Consider the following 25244-nt stretch of genomic DNA (forward strand, 5'->3'; position numbering starts at 1 on the left):
ATCAGTGGCCTCCTGCGTCGCCGAGCGAGAACAGCTCAGCCGGTTGCAGCAAGAGGTCGAGGCCCAATTTTGCGCAGACCGCGATAACCATCAGCGCCAGCAGGATGCGCAGCTGTTCGGCCTTGAGGTAGACACCGATACGGGTGCCGATCTGGGCGCCGATCACGCCGCCGACCAGCAGCAGAACCGCCAGCACGATGTCCACGGTATAGTTGGTGGTGGCATGCAGCATGGTGGTGAAGCCAGTGACCAGGATGATCTGGAACAGCGAGGTGCCGACAACCACCTTGGTCGGCATGCCGAGGATATAAATCATCGCAGGCACCATGATGAAACCGCCGCCGACACCCATGATCGCGGCTAGGATACCAACGCAGACGCCGACCAGAACGGGCGGGATCACCGAGATGTAGAGGCCGGAGGTGCGGAACCGCATCTTGAACGGCAGCGCATGTACCCAGCCGCGCTGGCGGCGCGGGGCAGGGGCAGCGCCGCCTGCTTTCTTGGACTTGCGGATCGCATTCAGGCTTTCGATGAACATCAGCCCGCCGACCACGCCCAGGAAGACGACGTAGCAAAGCTTGACCAGCAGGTCGACCTGGCCGAGCGCCTTGAGGTAGTTGAACACCACAACCCCCAGGGCCGCGCCCATCAGACCGCCGGCCTGCAGCACCAGCCCCATCTTGATATCGACCGTCCGCCTTCGGAAATGCGCCAGCACGCCGGAGAAGGAGGAGGCGACAATCTGGTTCGCCTCTGTCGCCACCGCCACCGCAGGCGGGATGCCGATGAAAAACAAAAGCGGCGTCATCAGGAAGCCGCCGCCAACTCCGAACATGCCCGAGAGAACCCCGACCATTCCCCCAAGGCCCAGGAGAAGGAAGGCATTGACCGAGACCTCAGCTATGGGAAGGTATATCTGCATGTTCTTTGTTAGACCGCAGTCATATCAAAAATCAATGATCTATGCCGCTCTGCAGCGTGCAGGACTGATTTGCCGTTGCAAACTGGACTTATTGCTGCCGATCCTGCGGGTCACGGCAAGTTCAGCACGGTTAGGGAAAACAGGTCGGCGGGTTCCAGCAGCAGCTCAAAGCCGATCTTGATTGAGACTGACAGCACCAGCAGCGCCAGCAGCACCCGCAGCTGTTCCGCCTTCAGCTTGGCGCCGATCACGGTGCCAAGCTGGGCGCCCGCAACGCCGCCGATCAGCAGGAACAGCGCCAGCACCACGTCGACGGTGTAATTGGTGGTTGCGTGCATTACCGTGGTAAACCCGGCGACAAAGATGATCTGGAACAGCGAGGTGCCGATCACGACCTTGGTCGGCATGCCGAGGATGTAGATCATCGCAGGCACCATGATGAAGCCGCCGCCGACGCCCATGATTGCCGACAGGATGCCGACGCCAAAGCCGACCAGCGCGGGCGGGATCACGGAGATATAGAGACCAGAGGCTTTGAACCGCATCTTGTAGGGCAGGGCATGCACCCAGGACCGCTGGCGCCGTTTGTAGGCGGGGGCGCCGCCAGCCTGGCGGGCCCTGCGGATTGCATTGACGCTTTCGATAAACATCAGCGCGCCGATCACGCCGAGGAACAGCACATAGCACAGCTGCACCGCCAGATCGACCTGGCCCAGCTGCTTGAGCCAGTTGAAAACGGCCATTCCCAGCGCAGCCCCCATGAGGCCGCCGCCCAGCAGTACATAGCCCATCTTCAGATCCACGGTGCGGCGCCGGAAATGCGCCATCAGGCCAGATACGGAAGAGGCCACCACCTGATTGGCGGAGGTGGCCACCGCAACCCCCGGCGGGATGCCGATCAGGAACAAGAGCGGCGTAATCAGGAAGCCGCCGCCGACCCCGAACATGCCCGAGAGTACCCCCACGGCGCCGCCAATGCCCAAGAGCAGCAGAAAGTTGACCGAAACCTCGGCGATGGGGAGGAAGATGTGCATGAGGTCTTACAGCAACTGCGGTGCGCGTGGTCAACCGGCCGGGCGGCACTGCGGCAGACAGGACCGACAGCGGAGCATGATCTGGACTTAAAGGCGGAGGCTCCCGCGCCTGCAGGTGATGGGCGGAGCCCTTCGCCTCGGCAGCCTTGGGCCGGGCGCCGCTCCGCGAGCGGCGCGAAGGGGTTCTGCTGAGAAGCCACTGAGGGGCAGGACTGCCCTTCAGTGGCCTGGTCGAGTGTGTTAGCGTCTTTGCCGCGTCAAGGGTGAACGGCGCCTCCGCGCCGCCGCTGCGAGGCCCCTGACCCGGAAAAGACGAAGGAGGGAAAAAAGAAAGGCCCGGCACTTTGGCCGGGCGTTTCGTTGGTTCTGGAATGGCGTTTAGCGTTCCTTGACGTAGGGCTCGCCGCCGGCGCGGGGCGGGATCGCCTTGCCGACGAAACCGGCCAGGATCACCACCGTCAGCACGTAGGGCAGCGCGTCCATTGCCTGCACCGGGATGGTGATGCCGCCCAGCTCAATGTTCTGGAACCGCAGCGCAATCGCCTGCAAGAGGCCAAACAGCAGGCAGGCACCCATGGCATGCCAGGGCCGCCACTTGGCAAAGATCAGCGCGGCCAGCGCGATGAAGCCGCGGCCCGCGGTCATGTCCTTGACGAACCCCGCCTGCAGCGCGGTGGCCAGATAGGCGCCGGCAATGCCGCACAGCAGGCCGCAGATCAGCACCGCCGCATAGCGCAAGCCGACAACCGAAACGCCGGCGGTATCCACTGCGGCCGGGTTTTCCCCCACAGCACGCAGGCGCAGGCCAAAGCGGGTGCGGAACAGCACCCACCAGGTCGCAGGCACCGCTAGGAAGGCAATGTAGACCAGGATCGAATGGCCAGAGAGCAGCTCAGCATAGACCGGACCCAGCACCGGCACACCAGAGAGGCTTTCGGCAAAGGGGAGGTTGATCGGGGTGAACCGCCCGCCGCCGATCAGCGACGGTGTGCGGCCGCCTTGCTGAAACCAGTCCTGGGCAATCAGCACCGTCATGCCAGCGGCCAGGAAATTGATCGCCACCCCGGAGATCAGCTGGTTGCCGCGGAAGGTGATCGAGGCCACCCCGTGCAGCCCCGCCAGCACCAGCGAGGAGCCGATGCCGGCCAGCAGCCCCAGCCAGACATTGCCGGTGACGGCGGCGACGGCGGCAGAGAAGAAGGCGGCCATCAGCATCTTGCCCTCAAGGCCGATGTCGAAGATGCCCGCGCGCTCGGAGAACAGGCCCGCCAGGCAGGCCAGAAGCAGCGGCGTGGCCAGGCGGACAGTGGAGTCCAGCAGCTGGATGATCGTCAGGAAATCCATCAGTTCTGCCCCTTCCGCATCGCCAGGAAGATCCGCTCAAGCGGCATCCGCACCATGTTGTCGAGCGCGCCGGTGAACAGGATCACCAGGGCCTGGATCACCACGATCAGTTCCCGCGGGATCGAGGTCCACAGCGCCAGTTCAGCGCCGCCCTGGTAGAGGAAGCCAAAGAGGATCGCCGCCAGGAACACGCCGAACGGGTGGTTGCGCCCCATCAGCGCCACCGCGATGCCGATGAAGCCGGCGCCTTCGGTGGCGTTCAGAACCAACCGCTCTGCCTCTCCCATCACGTTGTTGACGGCCATCATGCCCGCCAGCGCGCCGGAGATCAGCATCGCGATCATGATGGTGCGGACCGAGGAGATACCGGCATAGCGCGCGCCCGGCTCGGACTTGCCGAGGGAGCGGATTTCATACCCCAGCGGCGTGCGCCAGATCAGCAGCCAGACAAACAGGCAGGCGCCGACGGCCACCAGCAGGCTGACATTGGCCGGTGCGGATTTCGAAAACTCGATCCCGATCGGCGCCAGCAGCTCATGCAAAGACGGCAGGTGCACCGCCTCGGGGAAGCGTTCGGTGGCCGGATCCATCGAGCCTTCGGGACGCAGCAGGTTCACCAGCACATAGTTCAGCACCGCGGCGGCGATGAAGTTGAACATGATGGTGGTGATCACAATGTGGCTGCCGCGCTTGGCCTGCAGATAGGCAGGGATTGCGGCCCAGGCAGCACCGAAGAGGCCCGCGCCAAGCGCTGCAAAGATCAGCGCCAGCGTCCAATGCGGCCAAGGGATCAGCAGGCAGACCAGCGCCACGCCAAGCCCGCCCAGCATCGCCTGGCCCTCGCCGCCGATGTTGAACAGGCCCGCGTGGGCGGCAATCGCCACCGCAAGGCCGGTGAACATGAAATTGGTGGCGTAGTAGAGCGTGTAGCCCCAGCCATAGGATGAGCCTAGAGCGCCATCGACCATCAGCTTGACCGCGGCGACCGGGTCTTCGCCGATCCCGAGGATCACCAGGGCCGACAGGATCGCGGCCAGGAAAAGGCTGATCAGCGGGATCAGGACCACATCGGCCCATTTCGGCATCTTGTCCATTTACGCGGCCTCCCCCGCGACACCGGCCATCATCAGGCCGAGTTCTTTCTCATCGGTTTGGTCCGCCGGGCGTTCGCCCATGATCATGCCGTCAAACATCACAGCAACCCGGTCCGCGAGCGACAGGATCTCCTCCAGCTCGACCGAGACCAGCAGGATCGCCTTGCCCTGGTCGCGCAACTCGACGATCTGCTTGTGAATGAATTCAATGGCGCCGATGTCGACGCCGCGGGTCGGCTGGCCGACCAGCAACAGGTCGGGGTTGCGCTCTATCTCGCGCGCCACGACGATTTTCTGCTGGTTGCCGCCGGAGAAGTTCTTGGCCGCCAGCCAGGGATCGGGCGGGCGCACGTCGAATTTCTCCATCTTGGCCTCGGTATCGGCGCGCAGGGCTGCGTTGTTCATCAGCACACCATTCTTGTAGGCCGGGTCCCGGTGGTAGCCGAATGCGACGTTTTCCCAGGCGTGGAAGTCCATGATCAGGCCTTCGCGCTGGCGGTCCTCCGGCACATGGCCGATATGGGCGCTGCGCCGCGCGGCGGCGTCCGAGCCCAGTCCCTGCAGGGGCAGAGGACTGCCATGCAGCTTGATGCTGCCGGTGCCGGGGCGCATACCGCCCAGAACTTCCAACAACTCCGACTGGCCGTTGCCGGCGACGCCTGCAATGCCGACGATCTCGCCCGCACGCACGGTCAGGTCGATGCCCTTGACGCGCTCGACGCCGGCACTGTCCACCACCCTCAGGTTCTCGATCTCCAGGATCGGGGCACCGGGCTGGGCGGGCACCTTGTCAACGCGCAGCAGAACCTTGCGGCCCACCATCAGCTCGGCCAGATGCTCCGGGCTGGTCTCTGCCGTCTTGACGGTGGCAGTCATCTGGCCGCGGCGCATGACGGACACCGTGTCGGTATACTCCATGATCTCCCGCAGCTTGTGGGTGATCAGGATGATGGTCTTCCCTTCGGCGCGCAGCCGGTCGAGGATGCGGAACAGCTGGTCAGCCTCAGAGGGCGTCAGCACGCCGGTCGGCTCATCCAGGATCAGGATCTCAGCCTTGCGGTAAAGCGCCTTGAGGATTTCAACACGCTGCTGCATGCCAACGCCGATCTCGTCGATGCGGGCGTCCGGGTCCACGAACAGCTCATATTCCTCTTCCAGCGCCTTCAGCTCCTTGCGGGCGCGGCGCAGCGAGGGCATTAGCATGCCGCTGTCCTCAGCCCCCAGCACGATGTTTTCCAGCACGGTGAAATTCTCCACCAGTTTAAAGTGCTGGAACACCATGCCGATGCCTGCGGCAATGGCTGCCTGGCTGTCCGGGATCGCGGTGCGTTTGCCCTTGATCCAGACTTCGCCTTTGTCGGCCTTGTAGAAGCCATAGAGGATCGACATCAGCGTCGATTTGCCCGCACCGTTTTCACCGATGATGCCGTGAATGGTGCCGGGGGCAACGCTGATGGAAATGTCCTTGTTTGCCTGGACCGGGCCAAAGGCTTTGGAAATGCCTTTGAGTTCGATGGCGGGGGCGGTCAATCGGGCTCTCCCATGCCTGTAAATCCGATCAGCCGTACCACCTTGCCGTCCTTCAGATCGGCAAAATACTGTCCGCGCACCATGCGCTGGCCGTCCTTCTCGAAATCCACCGTGGCGCGTGCGTGGCCGTGGTGTTCAGAGACGGCAACCACTTTGGCCGCGGCGCCCGGCATCATCGCGCTGAACTGCGCAATGTACTCCAGGTAAGCATCGCGGGTGGTTATGGGGGCAGGGGTGTTGGGATCGGAGTAATAGAATTCGGACCCGATGGCTGCGTCCGTCTTTTCGGCGCGGGCTTCGGGCGATGGGTCGCCCCAGGCTTCAAACAGAATATGAAGTGAATCCGTCATGGCCTGGGGCTTTCTTCTTAGAAGCTCAGCACAGGGCAGCTGTCATCGGACATGTAGTCATGCACCTTAATTTCGCCCGAGGCGATCTTGGCGGCAGCGTCGTCCACAGCGGCCTGCATCTCAGCCGAAACCAGCGACGCGTTGTGCTCATCCATGGCATAGCCGACACCGCCGTTGGCCAGACCCATGACAGAGAAGCCGGTTTCCATGTCGGCGCCATCGCTGAAGGCCTCAAACACGGCGTTGCCGACCTTCTTGGTCATCGAGGTCAGCACCTTGCCCGGGTGCAGGTGGTTCTGGTTGCTGTCCACACCAATCGACAGGATGCCTTCGTCGGCTGCGGTCTGCAGCACGCCCACACCGGTGCCGCCAGCCGCGGCATAGACCACGTCCGCGCCCTGGCTGATCTGTGCCTTGGTCAGTTCGGAACCCTTGACCGGGTCGTTCCAGGCCGCCGGGGTGGTGCCGGTCATGTTGGCGATTACGGTGGCATCCGGGTTAGCTGCCTTGACGCCTTCTGCATAGCCGCAGGCGAATTTGCGGATCAGCGGGATGTCCATGCCGCCGATGAAACCGACGGTGTTCGATTTGGACGCCATGGCCGCCATCATGCCCACGAGGTAGGAGCCTTCGTGTTCGTTAAAGACAACCGAGCGCACGTTGTCGCCTTCAACCACCATGTCGATGATGGTGAATTTGGTGTCCGGATAGTCAGCAGCCACCTGGCCCAGGGCATCAGCAAAGGCGAAGCCGACCATCACGATCGGGTTGGCGCCGGCCTCGGCAAAGCGGCGCAGCGCCTGCTCGCGCTGGGCTTCGGACTGCAGTTCGATCTCGCGGTAGGTTCCACCGGTCTCTTCGGTCCAGCGCTGGGCGCCGCCGTGTGCGGCCTCATTGAAGCTCTTGTCGAACTTGCCGCCCAGATCAAAGATCAGGGCCGGTTCCGCCAGTGCGGCACCTGCGGTCAGGGCCAGCGTCGCGGCTGCGCCCATCAGCGGTTTCATCAGGGTCATCAGGTTAACTCCCACTGTCATTATTTGTTGGATGCAGCGGGTCATTTCCGCTGCCCGGCCCCGTTCAGGCCTTAGAGGGTGCGGCAATTTAGCCTGCAGGGCAGGGAGGGGGTCAACCGCTTTTTGACCATTTGGTGCGAAATCCGCGCAACTGGCCTAGCGTAAAGACTTTCTCATCAGGATTGCGTCCGCCGGATTGGTATCTTTGCGGCGGTAATATCCCGCCCGGCGCCCGCATGCCGCGAATCCGCAGACGCGGTACAGCGCCTTTGCGGGTGCGTTGTCTTCGGCCACTTCCAGAAACAGCTCTGCGGCGCCGCGGGCGCAGGCCAGTGATTCCCATTCCGCCATGCAGGCGCGGGCCAGCCCTTGCCGCTGATGGGCGGGATCGGTGGCGATGGTCAGCAGTTCAGCTTCATCCGCGATCACCCGCACCAGCGCGAAACAGCGGGCATCCCCGGCGGCAAAGATCAGCGGGCTGTCCAGAAGGGCAGCGAACTCCAGTGCAGACCACGGCCGCGACTGGGTGAAACCCGCGGCATGGGTGGCGGCCATCTGCGCCGGTGTCAGGGGATCACTCATCAATCAGCGCAGGCGGCACGTCGCTGGACGGCGCTGCATCGGCTGCACGCAGGTACAGCGGTGCAGGCGGCTCGGTCACGGTTTCAAACCGCGCAGCTGCGATGCGCGCAATCGCTTCGGCGATCCCTGCCGGGCTTGCCTCAGGCGCAAACGCTAGCCCGGCACCGCGGGCGGCGTCCTCGGCCTCCTGGCGCGGCATCAGACGCGGTGCCTCCCCGGGCAGGGCGGCATAAACCTGATTGCGCGGCGCGGGCACGGCGGGCAAGGTGCCCTCGGCGGCGCGGGCCTCAAACCCGTCCACGCCCACGGCTGGCACTTCCAGCCCCAGAGCCAGCCCGCGGGCGGCGGAGACCGCAATGCGGATGCCGGTGAAGTTGCCGGGACCGATGCCGACGCCGATGGCGTCAAGATCCTGCCATGCGGCACCGCCGTCAGCCAGCACCTCTTCCAGAAGCGGCATCAGCCGTTCGGCCTGGCCGCGGGTCATTTCCTCCAGCCGGGAGGCCAGCAGGGTCTCCCCGCGCAGCAAAGCGGCCGCGCAATGCGCGGCCGATGTGTCAAAACCCAGAACCAGCGGTTCGGAAGCCATCAGATGTCCTTTCGCGCGCGGTCAGACGGCAACCGGGCGCACCTCGGTGACTTCCGGGATGTAGTGGCGCAGCAGGTTCTCGATGCCCATCTTCAGGGTCAGGGTCGAGGATGGGCAGCCGGCGCAGGCACCCTGCATATGCAGATAGACCACGCCGCGGTCAAAGCCGTGGAAGGTGATGTCGCCGCCGTCCTGGGCCACTGCCGGGCGCACCCGGCTGTCCAGCAGTTCCTTGATCTGGTTGACGATCTCCGCGTCCTCGCCGGAATGCTCGGCATGGCCGGAGGCCGGGCTTTCGGAACCATCTGCCATCACCGGCTGGCCGGACTGATAGTGTTCCATCACTGCACCCAGGATGGCGGGTTTGATGTGGTCCCATTCGACAGCGTCCGCCTTGGTCACTGTCACGAAGTCATTGCCGAAGAACACGCCTGTCACGCCCTCAACCGCAAAGATGCGGGAGGCCAGCGGCGATTTTCCGGCAGCGTCTGCGCTGGGGAAGTCGGCGGTGCCGACCTCAAGAACGGTCTGGCCCGGCAGGAATTTCAGCGTCGCCGGGTTGGGCGTGGATTCAGTCTGAATGAACATGTCGGGTCTCCGTTAAGCGTGCCCCCGATATGCGCCCTGCGGCCCGCCAAGTCAAGATTTGGAACGATTCTAAATTGCGCCGCCCGCGGCATGCTCCAGCGCCTGTTCCAGCCGGTCATCGCCCCAGAACAGTTCCGCACCGCTGGTGAAGCTGGGCGCGCCGAAAATACCCGCCGCAATGGCCTCATCGGTCTTCGCCCTGAGTGCCGATTTGATATCCGGCGCCTGTACCCGCTGCATCAGATTGCGGTCAAGGCCCGCCGTGCTCAGGCAACGCTGCAAGACAGTTTCATCCGCGATATCTTTGCCCGTACCAAACTGCGCCTGGAACGCGGCCGTGGTGAAAGGCTCAATGCGGTCCTGTTCCGCCGCAGCTAAAGCTAGCCGCGCCGCCATCAGCCCGTTCTGCGGGAACACCGCAGGGCGGCTAAAGGGCAGGCCGCGAGCCGCACAAATCCGTTCCATGTCGCGCCACATGTAGCGGCCCTTGGCTGGATAGATGTTGAAAGGCGAGGTGTCCCAGCCTTGAGCGGCAAAGATTGGCCCCAGCAGAAACGGCTTCCAGGTAACGGCAACGCCGCGGGCGGCAGCCAGTTCGCCGATGCGCATCACGCTGAGATAGGAGTAGGTGGAGGCGAATTCGAACCAGAATGTGATCCCGCCGGTCATCGCCTCTGCAGTCCCTTCTGGTCAGGTGATTGCTTCCAGCTTTTCCTTGCTAAGGTCGCCGGGCACGATGGTGATCGGCACCGGCAGGGCGCCGGAGTTCTTGGTGAGCTGGGTGACCAGCGGCCCGGGGCCCTTGCGGCCGGTGCCCGCACCCAGCACCAGAACGCCGATTTCCGGATCGCCCTCGATAAAGTCGAGGATTTCCGGCACCGGTTCGCCTTCGCGGATCACCAGTTCCGGGTCCACATTCTGGCGGTCGCGCATCCATTTGGCGAAAACTTCGAAATGGGCATGGATGCGCTCGCGCGCTTCCTCGCGCATCACTTCACCGACGCCGATCCAGTGGTTGAACTCATCCGGGGGAATGACCGACAGGATAGTGACGCCCGCGCCGGTATGCGCCGCCCGCATCGCGGCAAAGCGCATGGCGTTCAGGCATTCGCGGCTGTCGTCCAGGACCACAAGGAATTTGCGCATCTTCGCTCTCTCGTTGTTGCACCGCGGATCATGGCGCATGCGGGGCGATCAGGCAATAGAGCCAAAGAGCCGTCAACGTGGCGTTTTCTGGCCCTAGACTGGCGCGCCAGCCAGGCTTGCCTGCACCGATGGCAATGATGAAGTTACGGCTGGCTGGCGGCCCAGTCCCAATAGAGCTCCCGCACACGTTTGGCGACAGGGCCGGCCTGATAGCGGTTCTCGTCAAAGGCGGTGACCGGGGTCACCTTGCTCATGTTGCCCGACAGAAAGATCTCGTCGGCTTCCTCGAAATCCTGATGGCCCAGCACGCATTCATGCACGGTGATACCGTCGGCGCGCAGGTTTCTGATGTGCCGGGCGCGGGTGATGCCGGCCAGGAAGGTGCCGTTGGGGATTGGGGTGAAGACCTCGCCGTCGCGCACCATGAACACATTGGTGGTGGCGGTTTCAGCCACATTGCCCATGGCATCCAGCACCAGTGCGTTGCTGAACCCCTTGCTGCGCGCCTCCCTCAGCATCCGGGCGTTGTTGGGGTAGAGGCAGCCCGCCTTGGCATTCACCACCGCGCTTTCCAGCACCGGGCGGCGGAAGCGGGTGCGGGTCAGCGTGGCGGCGGCATCGGGGGCCGCCATCGGGATTTCCTCCAGGCTGACGGCGAATTGGGTGCTCTCCGCCTTCGGGGCGATCAGCGTCTCGTCGCCATCAGCCGCCCAGTACATTGGCCGGATATAGACCGCGGAGCTAGGGGCGAACCCCTCCAGTCCTTCGCGGATGACCTCCACCATCTGCTCCACGGAATGGGTTGGCGTCATCAGCAGCGCCTCCGCAGAGGCATTGGTGCGGGCGCAGTGCAGGTCCAAATCCGGGGTCAGCCCGTCAAAGAAACGCGCGCCGTCAAACACGGAGGAGCCCAGCCACATCGCATGGTCTGCAGCCCGCATCACCGCCGCGTTGCCGTCCTGCCAGCTGCCGTTGAAATAAGTGCGGATAGTTCTGCCCACAGCCATCGTCTCGCTCCCTCTGCTTGCCGCAAGGGTAGGCCCAGAAAGGTCAGGGGTCCAGACCTTTCTAGGCCTCGCCGGATACAGGCAAGGAGGGGCGAGAAGGCTGTTAATTGTTTTGTTTCAGTTGGTTGGCTGGCGTTCTGGAGCGAAATCTGACGCAGCGAAATATAGGTCAGCGTGACTGACCAATTGTTTCGCGCGCGAAACATTCGGGCAGCAGTTCTGACCTACTCAACCTCTGCGAGCAAATCTTGCAAATCCAACGGGTCAGTGACCATCTGCAGGCTGCCATCCGCCCCGCGCGGCCAGTCCTGTTCGGGCCGGTCGCGGTAGAGTTCCACCCCGTTGCCGTCCGGGTCGCGCAGGTAGATGGCCTCGGAGACGCCGTGGTCGGCTGCGCCTTCGAGCGCGATGCCCGACTCCAGCACCCGGCGCAGCACCGCGGCCAGGCTCTTGCGGTCCGGCAGCAGGATGGCGGTGTGGTAGAGGCCGGTCATGTTCGGTGCCGGTGCCGGGCCGCCGCGCGACTGCCAGGTGTTGAGCCCGATGTGGTGGTGGTAACCGCCGGCCGACAGGAAGGCGGCGGAACTGCCCAGCTGCTGGGTTACGATAAAACCCAGCACGCCGCTGTAAAACCCGATTGCCCGTTCAAGGTCGGCAACCTTGAGGTGGACATGGCCGATGCGGGTGCCTGGGGGCAGGGGGGCAGTTCCGGTGCTCATGACAGTCTCCAATTGCTTGTTTTCTGCAATATGGAGGCGGCGCGGCGCTGGTTCCATTCCGCAAGGCTGCACCATTTCCCTGTGGATATGCACAGCCTGACGGCGCGGCATCTTCAGCGCGCCATCAGGCGCGCCGGACCCAGCCGGACCTGCACATCTGTGATGCACGGCAGCCCGGGCGGGAGAGCTTCCACTGGAGATCAGGCGGCGGGTTTCAGACCGGCCTTGGCCAGAACGGCAGAGGCGGTTTGTTCCCAGCGTGCCTTCAGCTCTGCATTCGGAGTGCGACGCAGGCCCATCGCCTTCAGCCCTTCGAACTTCTGTGAGGTCTCAGAGCCGAAGCTGGCTGCGACCCGCGGCCACCAGTAGCTGACCAGTTCCTGCAGGGCCTCTGTCCCTTGTGCTTCCACCAGCACCATCAGGCCTTCCTCGGCCAACTCGGCGTGATGCGCCTCGATCGGCTGGATGGTGCGGAAAGCTTCGGCCAGCGGCTGGTAGGAGACATGGCTCAGCTCCTCCAGTTGCACAGCAACCGCGCTGCCCATCAGCAGGTTCATCACCACCGCGTCGGCCCAGCCTTCCAGCGGGTAGTTGAACACGGCCAGCCGCATGTCGTGCTTGCTGCGGGTCTGGCCGATGTCGGCATCCCGTTCCAGCCGGGTGGTCCAGGGGTGGTGGTCGGCATAGCGCTCTGTGTCAGCACCGAAGTCGCCCATGATATGCAGCACCTTCTCGGCGCTGTCGGATTTCTCCAGCACGATTTTTGCGGCGGCGATGCGCGCCTTGATGCCTGGCCCTTCGTTGATGATGTCGGCAAAGCCTGCGGCACCCGCCAGCTCGCTGTCGACAAAGGTCGCCATCATCTTCATCAGCTCGGCGCGGTAGCGCGGCGGCACGTTGGATGGGTTGGACAGCACGCCGCCCTGGGCCAGATAGCTGCTAATACTCATTTCGTCAGTCATGATCTTTCCTCCCTCGGGCAGGTATTACTGGTCGTAATCGACCACGACGTTATCGGTCACCGGATAGGCCTGGCACGAGAGCACATAGCCCTTTTCGACCTCGTAATCTTCCAGCGCATGGTTAGCGACCATCTCGACCTCGCCTTCCAGCACCTTGCAGCGGCAGGTGGAGCAGACCCCGGCCTTGCAGGCATAGGGCGCGTCCATGGCGTTTTCCAGCGCCGCGTCCAGCAGGGTCATGTCCTTGCCCATCTCGATGGTCTGGGTGGCGCCGTCCAGGGTGATGGCGGCCTTGGTCTGGTTGGCGCTGCTGGCCGTATCCGTTGCGGTGGCCTTGCGCTTGGCGCGGCCCGGCTGGGCAGAGGCGAACAGTTCGAACTTGATCTGGCCGTCATCGAGGCCCGCGGTGCGCAGGGCGCTGGCGATGCCCAGCATCATCGGTTCGGGGCCGCAGATGAAGGCGGTGTCGACCGACTGGATGTCGATCCAGTGCTCGAACAGCTGGGCGCATTTCTCTTCGGTGACCAGGCCGGTGAAAAGGTCGATTTCCTGAGCGTCGGACTCCAGCACATGGATCACGTTGAAGCGGCCCATGTAGAGGTTCTTGAGATCCTCCAGCTCCTCGCGGAACATGATCGTGTTCACGCCCTTGTTGGCGTAAACCAGCGTGAAGGAGGAGTTGGGCTCCGCCGCCAGCGTGGTTTTCAGGATCGACAGCACCGGGGTGATGCCGGAGCCGCCGGCAAAGCCCAGGTAGTTCTTCTCTGCGCCTGCATCGAGCGACGTGAAGAAGGTGCCCATCGGCGCCATCGCTTGCAGGGTGTCGCCGGCCTTCAGCTCGGTGTTGGCCCAGGTCGAGAACGCGCCGCCGTCGACGCGCTTGATGCCGACCTGCAGGATACCCTCATCCTTGCCGGCGCAGATCGAGTAGCTGCGGCGCAGCTCCTCGCCTTCAAAGTCGCGGCGGAAGGTCAGGTACTGGCCTTGGGTGAAATCGAACTCCTCAGCCGCGCCGTTCACGGGCTTCAGGGTAACAACCACCGCATCGCGGATGGTCTTGCGGACGTCGGTGACTTCTAGGTCGTGAAAGCGCGCCATCAGGGTCTCCTCAGATGCACTTGAAATAATCAAAGGGTTCGAGGCAGTCCTGGCAGCGCCAGTGGGCCTTGCAAGGGGTCGAGCCGAACTGGCTGACCTTGGTGACATGCGGGCTGCCGCAATGCGGGCATTTTTCCGGGCCGCCTGCGGGCTGAGGCGGGGCGATGCCGTATGCCTCCAGTTTGGTGCGGCCCTTCTCCGTCAGCCAGTCGGTGGTCCAGGCGGGGGAGATCTGGGTCTTCAGCTTCAGATCGGTGATGCCGCGGTCCCGCAGGGCGGTTTCGATGTCCATCGCGATCACAGACGTGGCCGGGCAGCCGGAGTAGGTCGGGGTGACGGTGACCACCAGGGTCGTACCTTCCCAGGCCACATCGCGGATGATGCCGAGATCCACCAGCGAGATCACCGGGATCTCCGGATCGGGCACGGCGTCGAGCCACTCCCAGACCCGGGTGGTGCTTGGCTGAGTCGTCACTTGGCTCATGCGGTTACCTTCATTGGCTGGTCCGCCCGGCCTCCCTCGCGGAAGCGGGCCTCACCCCCGCATGAAGCCGGGGTGCAGTCAGTTCTTTGGCCGTGGTCTTACCACTTGGCGCCGGGATAGGCGCGCTGCAGCCATTGCATCTGGGTCAGCAGGTGGCCCAGATGCTCTGTGTGCATTGCACCGGTGCGCCCGCCCTTGTGGGCAAAGCGGCTCTCCGGAATGGTCAGCGTTGCGTCGCTTAGGATGCGGTAGACCAGCGCGTCATATTCTTCGCGCAGGGCCACCGGATCAGGGGCGATGCCAGCCTTCACCATCTCGGCGTCGACATCGTCGGACTGGAACATCTCGCCCACATAGGGCCAAAGATAGTCCAAGGCTTCCTGCATCCGGCGGTGGCTTTCCTCGGTGCCGTCGCCCAGGCCCACCACGGTGTCGGCGGAACGCTCCAGGTGATAGGCCACCTCTTTCGAGGCCTTCTCGGCGATCGCGGCGACCCGCTCGTCCGAGGACTTCATCAGCCGACCCAGCTGGATCGAATGCCAGGCATCAAACAGGAACTGGCGCATCAGGGTGCGTCCGAAGTCGCCGTTCGGCACCTCGCAAAGAAGCACATTGCGGAAATCCCAGGCGTCGCGCAGGAAGGCGAGGCCGTCGGCGGATTTGCCGTCGCCCTTCACTTCAGCGGCGAGGCCGAGCCACATCTGGGTCTGGCCGATCAGGTCCAGCGCGGTGTTGGCCAGCGCGATGTCCTCTTCCAGCACCGGTGCATGGCCGCACCATTCGCTGACCCGGTGGCCGAGGATCAGGGTGTTGTCCCCCATCCGCAGCAGGAATTGAAAAAATGCGTCGTCGCGGGTCATTACATGGCCCCCACTTCTTCGGGGATGTCGAAGAAGGTCGGATGGCGGTAGACCTTACTTTCCGACGGCTCATAGAGCGGGCCCTTGTCGCTGGGCGAGGAAGCCGCGATGTGGTTCGCCTCAACCACCCAGATCGACACGCCTTCGTTGCGGCGGGTATAGACGTCACGGGCGTTCTTGATCGCCATTTCGGCGTCCGGTGCGTGCAGGGAGCCGACGTGGCGGTGGCTCATGCCGTGCTGGCCGCGGATGAAGATTTCCCAGAGGGGCCATTCGTTTTTCATGTCTCAAATCCTCCTGGCTGAGGGGGCGCTGCGCAGCAGGGCGGAGCGCCGGAATGCTTGGGGTTACTCGGCGGCGTGCTGGCGCGCGGCTTTTTTCTTGGCGTGAGCAAGCAGGCCGTCGCGGACCCAGGCGCCGTCGTCCCAGGCCTTGTTGCGGGCCGCGAGCCGGTCTGTGTTGCAGGGGCCGTTGCCCTTGATCACCTCGAAGAACTCGCTCCAGTCCGGGTCGGTGTAATCGTAGTGGCCACGCTCCTCGTTCCATTTCAGGTCCGGATCGGGGATGGTGAGGCCAAGGTATTCGGCCTGCGGCACGGTCTGGTCGACGAACTTCTGACGCAGCTCGTCGTTGGTGTTCATCTTGATCTTCCAGGCCATTGACTGGGCGGAATGGACTGAGTCCTTGTCAGACGGGCCGAACATCATCAGCGACGGGTACCAGAGGCGGTTCAGCGCATCCTGGGCCATCTTCTTCTGCTCCGGCGTGCCTTCGGCCATCTTGCGGATCGCGTCATAGCCCTGGCGCTGGTGGAAGCTCTCTTCCTTGCAGATGCGGATCATCGCGCGGGAATAGGGGCCGAAGGAGGTCCGCTGCAGCGGCACCTGGTTCATGATCGCTGCGCCGTCCACCAGCCAGCCCACCGCGCCGATGTCGGCCCAGTTCAGGGTGGGGTAGTTAAAGATCGAGGAATATTTCATGCGGCCATCGAGCAGCATTTCAGTGATTTCGTCGCGCGACACCCCCAAGGTCTCTGCCGCGCAGTAGAGGTAGAGGCCATGGCCTGCCTCATCCTGCACCTTGGCCAGCAGGATCGCCTTGCGCTCCAGTGTCGGCGCGCGAGTGATCCAGTTGCCCTCGGGCAGCTGGCCAACGATTTCGGAATGGGCGTGCTGGCCGATCTGGCGGATCAGCGTCTTGCGGTAGCCTTCGGGCATCCAGTCCTTGGGCTCGATTTTCTCGCCCGCGTCGATGCGCGCCTGAAAGGCGGCCAGCTTTTCCGGATCGTCCTGGGTCGCCTCGGATTTGATCATCTGAGCATACATGTCTGGGACCTCCTCAGTGTGTTCTTACACGCGTTCCAGGATCAGGGCGGTGCCCTGTCCGACGCCGACGCACATGGTGCAGAGGGCATACCGCCCGCCAGTGCGCTGCAATTGGTAGGCGGCGGTCAGCACCAGCCGCGCACCGGACATGCCGAGCGGGTGGCCAAGCGCAATCGCACCGCCGTTGGGATTAACATGGGGGGCATCGTCCGCAACGCCAAGCTCGCGCAGGGTGGCGAGGCCCTGGGACGCAAAGGCCTCGTTAAGTTCGATGACGTCCATCTGTTCGATGGTCAGGCCGGTTCGGGCCAGCACCTTGCGGGTGGCAGGCACCGGGCCGATGCCCATGATGCGCGGCTCAACCCCCGCAGCGGCCATGCCGACGATGCGGGCCATTGGCTTCAGGCCGTTCTTCGCAGCCGCGGCCTCATTTGCCATCAGGATCGCTGCGGCGCCGTCGTTGACGCCGGAGGCATTGCCTGCGGTCACGGATTTGTCCGGGCCGTTGACGCCCTTGAGGCTCGAAAGCTTTTCGGCCGAGGTGCCTGGGCGGGGGTGTTCGTCGGTATCCACCACCAGGTCATCGCCCTTGCGCTGCGGGATGGTGACCGGGGTGATTTCGTCCTGGAAGATGCCCGCCTCATGCGCGGCGGCCCAGCGGGCCTGGCTGCGGGCGGCAAAGGCGTCCTGGTCCGCGCGGGAGACGCCGTAATCCTCGGCCACGTTGTCGGCGGTCTGCGGCATGGAGTCGGTGCCGTACATGTCGTGCATCTTCTTGTTCACGAAGCGCCAGCCGATGGTGGTGTCATAAACCGCATTGGCGCGGGTGAAGGCGCTGGTGGCCTTGGGCATCACGAAGGGCGCGCGGCTCATGCTTTCGACGCCGCCTGCGATGGCCATATCATAGTCGCCGGCCTTGATCCCGCGCGACGCCATGCCGACGGCATCCATGCCGGAGGCGCAGAGGCGGTTGATGGTGGTGCCGGGCACTGTTGTTGGCAGGCCTGCCAGCAGGGCGGCCATGCGGGCCACATTGCGGTTGCTTTCACCCGCCTGGTTGGCATCGCCAAGGATCACGTCATCCAAAGAGCCCCAGTCCACATCCGGGTTCCGTTCGACCAGCGCCGCAATCGGCAAAGAGGCCAAGTCGTCGGTACGCACCTGGCTCAGCGCGCCGCCGTAGCGGCCGATCGGGGTGCGGGTGGCATCGCAGATGAAAGCATCCATGGGTGTTCGCGTCTCCTGTGGCGGCGGCAGGAAAAGCCGACCGTTGGGTCGGTATTACGACGGAAGATGATTCGCGGCAAGATAAAATGTAACGCAAAAAGTGGTTGGTGTTAATTTTTGTAACGCTTTAGGGTTCGGCAACCGGCTGTGAGACTCCTGGCGGGGCGTGTATTAAGCGGCAGGATGCCTTAAGCGGGTTCCCCCGCCCGCTGCCGGAGCATTGGAAATGCACCGTAGCGGTTGGGCCCGGCACCGCGCGCTGCGCGGTGCCGGGCCCAACGGATGGAGGTCTTTCGCCAGAAAGGCTGACGGCCGGCGGGAGAGGCAGGCGGCCGGACGTGGTCCGCTGCTGCAGTCAGAGTGCAGAGTATTGCAGGATGTCGTTAGGGTAGTTCTCCTGTCCGATCCTGAAGCGGGTCAGCCCCGCATGCTCAAATCCGTTTCGAAGGTAGAACCTGCGGGCGCGGGCGTTCTCTGAATTGCTGGTGAGCCAGGGCGCATCCCAGCTGTTGCTGCGGCAGAGCTTCAGTCCGGCTTGCAGAAGGCGAGCGCCGTTGCCACGGCCGTGATGCCGGGGCTGGACATAGAGCGTGGAGATTTCGGTCCTAGACGGCCCGCCTGCCGGGCTGGGCCGCCCATTTGATACCCGGATGTAGCCGTCTATGCCGTCACGGTTCTGCGAAACCAGCAAACGTTCGGCTGTGCTGTCCAATGCCTCAGCAAAATGCGCAGTGGTATATTGGCTAAGCACATAATCAGCGAAATGCCCGCTGATCCCGTTGCGCAGGTAGGTGCCTAGCCAGACTTCAATCGAAAGGGCGGCGAGGCTGGAGCAGTCCTCTGTTGTGGCGGGGCGGATAACTGTGTGGTCTGAATTTCCGGTCATGAAAGCCATTGGGAATAAGAAAAACACACGCCATAGTCGGGCAGCGGGCGCCGAGGTCAAGAAGATCCCCTCGCCAAAATTGCTTCACTTGTTTATTAATGTGGCAACGCAACTCGGGAGGCGCCGATGAACATTCTCTATATCATGTTCGACCAGCTGCGGTTCGACTATCTGAGCTGCGCCGGCCACCCGCATCTGCAGACGCCGCATATCGACGGGCTGGCCTCCAGGGGCGTGCGCTTTACCCGCGCCTATGTGCAGTCGCCGACCTGCGGATCATCGCGGATGTCGAGCTATACGGGGCGCTACCCCTCCAGCCACGGCGTGCAGTTCAACAGCTACCCGCTACGGGTCGGCGAGTGGACGATGGGCGACCATCTGCGCAAGGCAGGGATGGGCTGCCACCTGATCGGCAAGACCCATATGGTAGCGGATGCTGACGGCATGCAGCGGCTGGGGCTGGCGCCGGACAGCGTGATCGGGGTGCGCCAGTCGGAATGCGGGTTCGATCCGTGGGTGCGCGATGACGGGCTGTGGGCGGAGGGGCCGGACGGGTTCTATGACAGCAAGCGCAGCCCATATAATGAGTACCTGAAGGAAAGGGGCTACCCGGGGGAGAACCCGTGGAACGACTTTGCCAACGCCGGGATAGAGGGCAATGACATTGCTTCCGGCTGGTTCATGGTCAATGCGGGCAAACCCGCCAATATCGCGGAGGAAGACAGCGAAACACCTTGGCTGACCACTCAGGCGATGGAGTTTATCGCGCAGGCAGAAGGTCCCTGGTGCGCGCATCTCAGCTACATCAAGCCGCATTGGCCCTATATCGTGCCTGCGCCCTATCACGACATGTACGGGCCGGAGCACGTGCTGCCGGTGGTGCGGTCGGAGGCGGAGCGCGAGGATGCGCATCCGGTCTTTGACGGAATGATGAACAACCAGATCGGCAAGACCTTCAGCCGCGATGAGGTGCGCGAGAAGGTGATCCCGGCCTATATGGGGCTGATCAAGCAGGCCGATGACCAGATGGGGCGGCTGTTTGCCTGGCTGGAGGAAACCGGGCGGATGCAGGACACGATGATCGTGGTGACCTCGGACCATGGCGATTACCTGGGTGATCACTGGCTGGGGGAAAAGAACCTGTTTCACGAGCCGTCAATCAAGGTGCCGCTGATCATCTATGACCCGCGCGCGGAGGCCGACGCCACCCGCGGCACCACCTGCGACGAACTGGTGGAGGCGATCGACCTGCTGCCCACCTTCTTGGAGTCAGCGGGCGGTGAACCTGCGCCGCACATCCTGGAGGGGCGCTCGCTGATGCCCTTGCTGCGCGGCGAAAGCCCGGACTGGCGCGAGTATGCGATTGCAGAGTTCGACTTTTCCACCATGCCGCTGTGCGAAAAACTGGGGCTGGAGCCGAAGGATGCACGACTGTTCATGGTCACCGATAAGCGATGGAAGTTCATGCATGCGGAAGGCGGGCTGCGGCCGATGCTGTTCGACATGGAGAATGATCCGCAGGAGCTGGTGGACCTGGCAAAGGGCGATGGTCATCGGGAGATCATCGATCTGATGTATGACCGCTTGCTGGAATGGGGGCTCAGGATGTCGCAGCGGATCACCCTGTCGGACACGCAGATCAAGGCGCGCCGCGGCAAGTCTGGGCGCAAGGGGATTCTGCTTGGGGTCTATGAAGCTGACGAGGTCGCACCCGAGCTAACGGAGAAATACCGCGGTCCCGTGCCGCAGTAGCTGTCCTGCCTATTCACCTTTGCGCAAGTACTTCGGGGGAGCCCGTAAGGGCGGGGGCAGCGCCCCTTACCCGCGTTGCCAAGCTGCAGAGGGGCGCATAAATTGACCGGAAACGCATCAGAGGCGGCAGAATGGCAGGGCAGACGGAACAGGTTCTGAACGCAATCCTTGAGGATATCGAGGCCGGACGGCTGGCGCCCGGCGCGCCACTGGAGGAGAGCGAGCTGGTGCAGCGCCACGGGGTGTCGCGCACGCCGGTACGGGAGGCTTTCATTCAGCTGGAAGCCATTGGATTGATCAAGCGTTTGCCGCGCAAGGGGGCGGTTCTGTTCAAGCCGACGCTTGAGGAGTTCCTGGCGATCCTTGAGGTTCATGCCCGGCTGGAAGGGCAGGCAGCGGCGCTGGCCGCGCGGCGTTTGTCTCCGGCGCAGGCCGGAGAACTGGAAGCGGCGGTGGCCGCCTGCGAGAAACACGCAGCAGAGAAGGGTGACGGCGATCCGGCTGGCTATTACCAGCTGAACCTGCGGTTTCATGCCTGCGTGGCAGAAGGGTCCGGCAATCCGTTTCTTGTTGAGATGATCAAAACCAACGCGCGCAAGCTAATGGCCTATTACCGGGCGCGTTACCGGTATCCCGGCGTCATAGCGCAGTCGGCCAAGGAGCACCGGGAGATTGCCGCGCTGATCCTTGCCCATGACCGGGAGGCGGCTGAAGCTGCAATGACCGCGCATGTGCAGTTCGATCAGGTGACAGTGATGGACTTGCTGGCCGCTCTGGGCTGAAGCGGAAGGGAAGGGGGGCCTGGCGGCCCCTGCCTGCGGCGCGGGTATTTTGACCAGAAAGAAGCCGCAGGGTCAGGGCTGCGCAGCTTGCTCGAAGAAACGGGCGAGGGTTTCCGCAAAGGCTTGCTGATCTGACTGTTCCGCCAGGCTTTCCAGGGCACGGGCAAAACCGGCCGGGCCAAGTGTGTCCCGCATTTCGTCGCTTAGCGCGAGGATGAAGCTGTGGGTCATCTCCGGATGATGCTGTGTGGTGAAGATGTGGCGGCCAAGGGTGAAGCCCGTGTTCATGCCGCCGCTTTCGCTAAGCGGTGAAGCGCCGCCCGGCAGGGTGCTGACGCATTCGCAATGGGAGCCGTAGAGTTTGACCTCATCAGGCAGCGGGATGGCCCAATCCGGGTGGTGCAGCAGATGATTGCGGGTCAGCCCATGGACCCAGCCGTCCGGGTTGCGGTCAAGACTGCCGCCAAGGGCCTGTGCAATGGCCTGATGCCCGAAGCAGGCGCCGAACAGCGGGAATTTCCGGGCATGGGATGTGCGGATCAGCGTTAGCAGCTGTGTGACCCAAGGCGCACCGGAGCGGACAGAGGCTGGGCTTCCAGTGATCATCGCGCCATCAAACGCAAACAGATCCTGCGGGAACTCTGCGTCCTTCACGGCAAAGACGGATGTGCGCCAGCCCGGCCTGGCCATCCGGATCAGGTCGGTGAACTTCTCACCGTCCTTGGGGTGCCTTTGGGCAAATTCGCTTTCGTCTGTGTTGGTCATCAGAATGGCCAAGTGCATGGGAACGCTCGCAAGATTTTCATTTACATAATTACAGGCTCTATTAATATACATAATGCAAGTAAGTTAGGAAAGCCCGCAATGACAGTTTGGACCCCCACCGACGACGGCTATGCGGATCTGAGCAGCCATGACACCTTTGCCAATGGCGCGCCGCACAACACCTTTGCCCGGCTGCGGCAGGAGGATCCGTTGCATTGGACCGAATACGACGGCGGCAGGAATTTCTGGTCGGTGACCCGCTATGAGGACATCACGGTGATGAACAAGAACACTGAGGTGTTCTCCTCTGCCCGTGGGATCCGGATGGAGGATCAGTCCTACGAGGAATACCTGGCGCGGCGCACCTTTCAGGAGACTGACCCGCCGGAGCATTCCAAGGTGCGGATGAAACTCCTGAAGGCGTTTTCCAAGACTACGATGGCGCAGTACGAGCAGGACATCCGGGACCTTTGCGCGGATATTCTGGATCAGGCGCTGGCCAAGGGGGAGTTCGACGCCACCAAAGAGATTGCCCGCCAGCTGCCGATGCGGATGCTGGGCCGGGTGGTGGGCCTGCCGGAGGCGGACTTGCCTTGGCTGGTGGAAAAGGGGGATGCGCTGATCGCCAATACCGATCCGGATTTCACATCGCATGTGCTCGATAAGATGCAGACGGATGAGTTCCGGATGATGCCCTTCAATTCCCCCGCCGGGGCGGAGCTGTATGTCTATGCCAAGGATCTGATGGAGGAGAAAGCGCGCAAGGGCGACACCTTGGGCGTGCTGAACCTGATCCTGGAACCGGCCAAGGATGGCTCGGTCATCACTGAAACCGAGTTCCGCAACTTTTTTTGCCTCTTGGTGGCAGCGGGCAATGACACCACGCGCTATTCGATTGCCGCGGGCATTCAGGCGATGTGCCACCAGCCGGAGCTGCTGGCGCAGATGCAAGAGGGTGGAGACGTCTGGGAGACGGCAGCGGATGAGATCATCCGCTGGGCGACGCCCGCGCTCTACTTCCGCCGCACGGCGACCCGGGATGTGGAGATGCACGGCAAGACCATCCGGGAGGGCGACAAGCTGCTCTATTGGTTTGTCTCGGCCAACCGCGACGAAAAGCAGTTTGATGATCCATTTCACGTGAATCTGCACCGCAGCCCGAACCGGCATCTGTCGTTCGGCCAGTTCGGCCCGCATGTCTGCCTGGGCATGTGGTTGGCGCGGCTGGAAGTCACGGTGCTGTTCCAGGAGCTGGCCAAGCGGATCCAGCATATCGAGGCTGCGGGACCTCATAAGTTCCTGCGGTCAAATTTTGTCGGCGGCATCAAGTCACTGCCGGTGCGGGTTGAGGCCGCTTGAGGATTGCGCTCTTGCAGGAAAGACTCTGCGAAAACCGCTAAATATGTTAAGTAACAAGGCACGGGAAAAAGATGCCGAAGACTGTCCAACAGGGAAGGACCTGGAGCCATGAAGACCCGCTTGCGCGCGATGTTCTGCGACCACCTCAGCATCATGCGGGGGAAGTATCTGCCGAATTCCAAGATTGGTGACGGCTCGACGCGGTTTTGCCGATCGGTTTTTGGCACCCATTACGATAAGGATCTGCTGGACGCGCCGGGATCGATGGTGAAACAGGGTCTTCCGGATATGGAGCTGAAATGGCTGCATGACGATATCCGCGACAGCTGGCATGCCTCGACCCAGGTGGTGCTGGGCGATCTCTATGACGATGAGGGGCGGCCGCTGGCGCTGTGCCCGCGCTGGGCGCTGAAGCGTGCGGTTGCGGACTGGCAGAAGCACGGGGTGACGCCAAAAGTCGGGATCGAGCTGGAGGCCTTTGCCCTGCAGGCGGACGACAGCGGGCGGCTCATGCCCTATGATGCGCCGGGCGGGGTGGTCTATGGCACCGGGCCGTTTGCCGACCCCTTGCGGTTCAATGACCGGATCTGGGCGATGGCAGATGACATGGGCTTCTCGCTGGACATGATCACCGCCGAGTTCGACAGCCCGCAGTTCGAATACACGCTGACCTTTGATGATGCGGTGAAGGCGGTGGATGACATCGTGCTGTTCCGCCTGATGGCGCGGGAAGTGGCGCTGGAATACGGCATTGTCCTGACGTTCATGCCGAAACCGATTGCCGAGGCCGGCGGCTCTGGCATGCATATCAACTTTTCATTCGTGGACGAGGCGGGCGGCAATGCGCTGTCGTCAGGGCCGCGGGGCGGGCCGGAGCATATGAACGATCTGGCACGCGGCTGCCTGGCGGGGCTTTTGCATCATCATAAGGGGCTTGCAGGGCTGATCGCGCCGACTGCCAACAGCTATATGCGGCTGCAGCCGGGGTCTTTGTCCGGGTACTGGCAGAACTGGGGCGGCGACCATCGCAATGTGACAACGCGCATCAGCTCTGAGGGCGGTGCCAAGGCGCGGCTGGAGCACCGGATGGCGGATGCCTCGGCCAATCCTTACACCGCGGTGGCGGCAGTCCTGCAAGCGGCGCGGCTGGGGGTTGAGAACGGCCACCAGTTGCCGCCGATGGAGACCGGCGACGGGTTTGACCGTACCGATGCGCGGGAAGGCACGGCGGTGGACCTGAAGGGCGCTGTTGGCGATCTGGAAGGGGATCGCGTGCTGGCCGCGGCAGTCGGGCCGGAGCTGGTTGCAAACCACGTCTTCATGAAACGCAAGGAAGTGCGCAAGACCCGCGACCTGGAAGGTGACGGGATGCGCGATTTCTACGTGCATTTCATCTGATCCTCCGTAGGAGAATACCGATGCAACTAACCTGGAAACTGCCGGGCGGCGGGGCTGTCACGGCAACGGTGGACTATGGTCAGAGCCTTATGGAAGCAGCGCTGGCGCAGGATGTGCCGGGTGTGGTGGGGGAGTGCGGCGGCAGCCTCGCTTGCGCCACCTGCCATGTGTATGTGGATCCGGAATGGGCCGCAAAATGCGGTGAGGCAGGGGAGTTCGAAGACGCCATGCTGAATCTGGCGGAGCGCCGACGGGAGACCAGCCGACTGAGCTGCCAGATCGAGACGCATCCGGATCTGGATGGCTTGGTGCTTGAAGTGCCGGAGGGCTGAGGCTGGCGGCTTTTTCGAGAAAATGTTCTCAGGCGCGGCTGCGATAGCTGAGTCTGTGTCCGTATCGCGCCACCGAATGTGCGGGCCCGAAGC

Annotated in this window: 28 protein-coding genes; 5 read left to right on the top strand and 23 right to left on the bottom strand. The window is 63.2% G+C overall.

The window, feature by feature from the left end; all coding sequences use genetic code 11:
• Window position 1 precedes the first annotated feature (1 nt).
• The 22 genes from RA25_RS21295 to RA25_RS21400 all read right to left on the bottom strand — a co-directional run bounded on the left by RA25_RS21295 (window position 2) and on the right by RA25_RS21400 (window position 18772).
• Window positions 2–925, bottom strand: a complete 924-nt coding sequence (locus RA25_RS21295) for a sulfite exporter TauE/SafE family protein (protein WP_019297041.1) — start codon at window positions 923–925, stop codon at window positions 2–4.
• 110 nt (window positions 926–1035) lie between these two features.
• Window positions 1036–1959, bottom strand: a complete 924-nt coding sequence (locus RA25_RS21300; RefSeq protein ID WP_039174857.1) for a sulfite exporter TauE/SafE family protein — start codon at window positions 1957–1959, stop codon at window positions 1036–1038.
• Window positions 1960–2337: 378 nt separating this feature from the next.
• Entirely contained in the window at window positions 2338–3303 is a 966-nt protein-coding gene (locus RA25_RS21305; RefSeq protein WP_039174858.1) for an ABC transporter permease, read from the bottom strand.
• On the bottom strand, window positions 3303–4397 hold the full coding sequence (locus tag RA25_RS21310) for an ABC transporter permease (RefSeq protein WP_039174859.1): 1095 nt from the start codon (window positions 4395–4397) through the stop codon (window positions 3303–3305). Before RA25_RS21310 ends, RA25_RS21305 begins: the two co-directional genes overlap by 1 nt.
• Window positions 4398–5927, bottom strand: coding sequence for an ABC transporter ATP-binding protein (locus RA25_RS21315; RefSeq protein ID WP_039174860.1), 1530 nt, complete (start codon window positions 5925–5927; stop codon window positions 4398–4400). It lies immediately after the preceding gene.
• Window positions 5924–6277, bottom strand: coding sequence for a nuclear transport factor 2 family protein (locus RA25_RS21320; protein ID WP_019297036.1), 354 nt, complete (start codon window positions 6275–6277; stop codon window positions 5924–5926). Before RA25_RS21320 ends, RA25_RS21315 begins: the two co-directional genes overlap by 4 nt.
• A 17-nt stretch (window positions 6278–6294) precedes the next feature.
• Window positions 6295–7290 (bottom strand): BMP family lipoprotein, encoded by a 996-nt coding sequence (locus RA25_RS21325; RefSeq protein ID WP_029204892.1) that lies wholly within the window; start codon window positions 7288–7290, stop codon window positions 6295–6297.
• A gap of 156 nt (window positions 7291–7446) precedes the next feature.
• A complete protein-coding gene (locus tag RA25_RS21330; RefSeq protein WP_019297034.1) occupies window positions 7447–7872 on the bottom strand; it encodes a GNAT family N-acetyltransferase in 426 nt (141 codons plus the stop codon).
• Complete coding sequence (gene tsaB, locus RA25_RS21335) at window positions 7865–8461, bottom strand: tRNA (adenosine(37)-N6)-threonylcarbamoyltransferase complex dimerization subunit type 1 TsaB (protein WP_019297033.1); 597 nt, start codon at window positions 8459–8461, stop codon at window positions 7865–7867. Before tsaB ends, RA25_RS21330 begins: the two co-directional genes overlap by 8 nt.
• Before the next feature lie 21 nt (window positions 8462–8482).
• Complete coding sequence (locus tag RA25_RS21340) at window positions 8483–9049, bottom strand: NifU family protein (RefSeq protein WP_039174861.1); 567 nt, start codon at window positions 9047–9049, stop codon at window positions 8483–8485.
• Window positions 9050–9118: 69 nt separating this feature from the next.
• Window positions 9119–9718: a 2-hydroxychromene-2-carboxylate isomerase gene (locus tag RA25_RS21345; protein ID WP_039174863.1), complete on the bottom strand. Its 600-nt coding sequence runs from the start codon at window positions 9716–9718 to the stop codon at window positions 9119–9121.
• 21 nt (window positions 9719–9739) lie between these two features.
• Entirely contained in the window at window positions 9740–10195 is a 456-nt protein-coding gene (locus RA25_RS21350; RefSeq protein WP_019297030.1) for a universal stress protein, read from the bottom strand.
• A 143-nt stretch (window positions 10196–10338) separates the two neighbouring features.
• Complete coding sequence (locus tag RA25_RS21355) at window positions 10339–11202, bottom strand: branched-chain amino acid aminotransferase (protein WP_039174864.1); 864 nt, start codon at window positions 11200–11202, stop codon at window positions 10339–10341.
• 224 nt (window positions 11203–11426) lie between these two features.
• Window positions 11427–11921, bottom strand: coding sequence for a VOC family protein (locus RA25_RS21360; protein WP_039174909.1), 495 nt, complete (start codon window positions 11919–11921; stop codon window positions 11427–11429).
• Between the two features lie 200 nt (window positions 11922–12121).
• Window positions 12122–12883, bottom strand: a complete 762-nt coding sequence (locus RA25_RS21365) for a Phenylacetic acid catabolic protein (RefSeq protein WP_039149224.1) — start codon at window positions 12881–12883, stop codon at window positions 12122–12124.
• Window positions 12884–12907: 24 nt separating this feature from the next.
• Complete coding sequence (gene paaE / locus RA25_RS21370; protein WP_039174866.1) at window positions 12908–13981, bottom strand: 1,2-phenylacetyl-CoA epoxidase subunit PaaE; 1074 nt, start codon at window positions 13979–13981, stop codon at window positions 12908–12910.
• A gap of 10 nt (window positions 13982–13991) precedes the next feature.
• A complete protein-coding gene (gene paaD / locus RA25_RS21375; protein WP_039174868.1) occupies window positions 13992–14465 on the bottom strand; it encodes a 1,2-phenylacetyl-CoA epoxidase subunit PaaD in 474 nt (157 codons plus the stop codon).
• 98 nt (window positions 14466–14563) lie between these two features.
• Window positions 14564–15325, bottom strand: a complete 762-nt coding sequence (gene paaC / locus RA25_RS21380; protein WP_039174869.1) for a 1,2-phenylacetyl-CoA epoxidase subunit PaaC — start codon at window positions 15323–15325, stop codon at window positions 14564–14566.
• Complete coding sequence (gene paaB, locus RA25_RS21385) at window positions 15325–15609, bottom strand: 1,2-phenylacetyl-CoA epoxidase subunit PaaB (protein WP_008557866.1); 285 nt, start codon at window positions 15607–15609, stop codon at window positions 15325–15327. Before paaB ends, paaC begins: the two co-directional genes overlap by 1 nt.
• A 63-nt stretch (window positions 15610–15672) precedes the next feature.
• Window positions 15673–16650, bottom strand: coding sequence for a 1,2-phenylacetyl-CoA epoxidase subunit PaaA (gene paaA, locus RA25_RS21390; RefSeq protein ID WP_039174871.1), 978 nt, complete (start codon window positions 16648–16650; stop codon window positions 15673–15675).
• 24 nt (window positions 16651–16674) lie between these two features.
• Entirely contained in the window at window positions 16675–17877 is a 1203-nt protein-coding gene (gene pcaF, locus RA25_RS21395) for a 3-oxoadipyl-CoA thiolase (protein WP_039174872.1), read from the bottom strand.
• A 355-nt stretch (window positions 17878–18232) separates the two neighbouring features.
• Window positions 18233–18772: a GNAT family N-acetyltransferase gene (locus tag RA25_RS21400; protein ID WP_082023128.1), complete on the bottom strand. Its 540-nt coding sequence runs from the start codon at window positions 18770–18772 to the stop codon at window positions 18233–18235.
• A 117-nt stretch (window positions 18773–18889) separates the two neighbouring features.
• Here RA25_RS21400 and RA25_RS21405 point away from each other — a divergent pair, with 117 nt between their 5' ends.
• Together RA25_RS21405 and RA25_RS21410 are read left to right on the top strand one after the other, a co-directional pair.
• The gene (locus RA25_RS21405; RefSeq protein ID WP_039174874.1) at window positions 18890–20515 is read left to right on the top strand and encodes a sulfatase-like hydrolase/transferase; all 1626 of its coding nucleotides are present in this window, start codon (window positions 18890–18892) and stop codon (window positions 20513–20515) included.
• Window positions 20516–20646: 131 nt separating this feature from the next.
• Window positions 20647–21297, top strand: a complete 651-nt coding sequence (locus RA25_RS21410) for a GntR family transcriptional regulator (protein WP_039174876.1) — start codon at window positions 20647–20649, stop codon at window positions 21295–21297.
• A 72-nt stretch (window positions 21298–21369) separates the two neighbouring features.
• Here RA25_RS21410 and RA25_RS21415 read toward each other — a convergent pair whose 3' ends face one another.
• Entirely contained in the window at window positions 21370–22080 is a 711-nt protein-coding gene (locus RA25_RS21415) for a type 1 glutamine amidotransferase (protein WP_039174878.1), read from the bottom strand.
• A gap of 81 nt (window positions 22081–22161) precedes the next feature.
• Between RA25_RS21415 and RA25_RS21420 the strand changes: the two genes are divergently transcribed.
• From RA25_RS21420 to RA25_RS21430, 3 genes are all read left to right on the top strand, one after another.
• Window positions 22162–23421, top strand: a complete 1260-nt coding sequence (locus RA25_RS21420) for a cytochrome P450 (protein ID WP_019297017.1) — start codon at window positions 22162–22164, stop codon at window positions 23419–23421.
• A gap of 108 nt (window positions 23422–23529) precedes the next feature.
• Window positions 23530–24819 (top strand): glutamine synthetase family protein, encoded by a 1290-nt coding sequence (locus RA25_RS21425; protein ID WP_019297016.1) that lies wholly within the window; start codon window positions 23530–23532, stop codon window positions 24817–24819.
• Between the two features lie 20 nt (window positions 24820–24839).
• Window positions 24840–25151, top strand: coding sequence for a 2Fe-2S iron-sulfur cluster-binding protein (locus RA25_RS21430; protein ID WP_052254337.1), 312 nt, complete (start codon window positions 24840–24842; stop codon window positions 25149–25151).
• Window positions 25152–25244 lie beyond the last annotated feature (93 nt).

The organism is Leisingera sp. ANG-S5 (assembly GCF_000813925.1).
Lineage (GTDB): Bacteria > Pseudomonadota > Alphaproteobacteria > Rhodobacterales > Rhodobacteraceae > Leisingera.

Coding starts and splice junctions, on each gene's coding strand:
- RA25_RS21310 (WP_039174859.1), bottom strand. CDS start 4,397: ATGGACAAGATGCCGAAATGGGCCGATGTGGTCCTGATCCCGCTGATC.
- paaD (WP_039174868.1), bottom strand. CDS start 14,465: ATGAGCCAAGTGACGACTCAGCCAAGCACCACCCGGGTCTGGGAGTGG.
- RA25_RS21345 (WP_039174863.1), bottom strand. CDS start 9,718: ATGACCGGCGGGATCACATTCTGGTTCGAATTCGCCTCCACCTACTCC.
- RA25_RS21415 (WP_039174878.1), bottom strand. CDS start 22,080: ATGCACTTGGCCATTCTGATGACCAACACAGACGAAAGCGAATTTGCC.
- RA25_RS21305 (WP_039174858.1), bottom strand. CDS start 3,303: ATGGATTTCCTGACGATCATCCAGCTGCTGGACTCCACTGTCCGCCTG.
- RA25_RS21300 (WP_039174857.1), bottom strand. CDS start 1,959: ATGCACATCTTCCTCCCCATCGCCGAGGTTTCGGTCAACTTTCTGCTG.
- RA25_RS21410 (WP_039174876.1), top strand. CDS start 20,647: ATGGCAGGGCAGACGGAACAGGTTCTGAACGCAATCCTTGAGGATATC.
- RA25_RS21420 (WP_019297017.1), top strand. CDS start 22,162: ATGACAGTTTGGACCCCCACCGACGACGGCTATGCGGATCTGAGCAGC.
- tsaB (WP_019297033.1), bottom strand. CDS start 8,461: ATGGCTTCCGAACCGCTGGTTCTGGGTTTTGACACATCGGCCGCGCAT.
- RA25_RS21355 (WP_039174864.1), bottom strand. CDS start 11,202: ATGGCTGTGGGCAGAACTATCCGCACTTATTTCAACGGCAGCTGGCAG.
- paaB (WP_008557866.1), bottom strand. CDS start 15,609: ATGAAAAACGAATGGCCCCTCTGGGAAATCTTCATCCGCGGCCAGCAC.
- RA25_RS21400 (WP_082023128.1), bottom strand. CDS start 18,772: ATGGCTTTCATGACCGGAAATTCAGACCACACAGTTATCCGCCCCGCC.
- RA25_RS21360 (WP_039174909.1), bottom strand. CDS start 11,921: ATGAGCACCGGAACTGCCCCCCTGCCCCCAGGCACCCGCATCGGCCAT.
- RA25_RS21425 (WP_019297016.1), top strand. CDS start 23,530: ATGAAGACCCGCTTGCGCGCGATGTTCTGCGACCACCTCAGCATCATG.
- RA25_RS21325 (WP_029204892.1), bottom strand. CDS start 7,290: ATGACCCTGATGAAACCGCTGATGGGCGCAGCCGCGACGCTGGCCCTG.
- RA25_RS21365 (WP_039149224.1), bottom strand. CDS start 12,883: ATGACTGACGAAATGAGTATTAGCAGCTATCTGGCCCAGGGCGGCGTG.
- RA25_RS21320 (WP_019297036.1), bottom strand. CDS start 6,277: ATGACGGATTCACTTCATATTCTGTTTGAAGCCTGGGGCGACCCATCG.
- RA25_RS21340 (WP_039174861.1), bottom strand. CDS start 9,049: ATGTTCATTCAGACTGAATCCACGCCCAACCCGGCGACGCTGAAATTC.
- paaA (WP_039174871.1), bottom strand. CDS start 16,650: ATGTATGCTCAGATGATCAAATCCGAGGCGACCCAGGACGATCCGGAA.
- paaC (WP_039174869.1), bottom strand. CDS start 15,325: ATGACCCGCGACGACGCATTTTTTCAATTCCTGCTGCGGATGGGGGAC.
- RA25_RS21405 (WP_039174874.1), top strand. CDS start 18,890: ATGAACATTCTCTATATCATGTTCGACCAGCTGCGGTTCGACTATCTG.
- RA25_RS21430 (WP_052254337.1), top strand. CDS start 24,840: ATGCAACTAACCTGGAAACTGCCGGGCGGCGGGGCTGTCACGGCAACG.
- paaE (WP_039174866.1), bottom strand. CDS start 13,981: ATGGCGCGCTTTCACGACCTAGAAGTCACCGACGTCCGCAAGACCATC.
- RA25_RS21330 (WP_019297034.1), bottom strand. CDS start 7,872: ATGAGTGATCCCCTGACACCGGCGCAGATGGCCGCCACCCATGCCGCG.
- pcaF (WP_039174872.1), bottom strand. CDS start 17,877: ATGGATGCTTTCATCTGCGATGCCACCCGCACCCCGATCGGCCGCTAC.
- RA25_RS21295 (WP_019297041.1), bottom strand. CDS start 925: ATGCAGATATACCTTCCCATAGCTGAGGTCTCGGTCAATGCCTTCCTT.
- RA25_RS21350 (WP_019297030.1), bottom strand. CDS start 10,195: ATGCGCAAATTCCTTGTGGTCCTGGACGACAGCCGCGAATGCCTGAAC.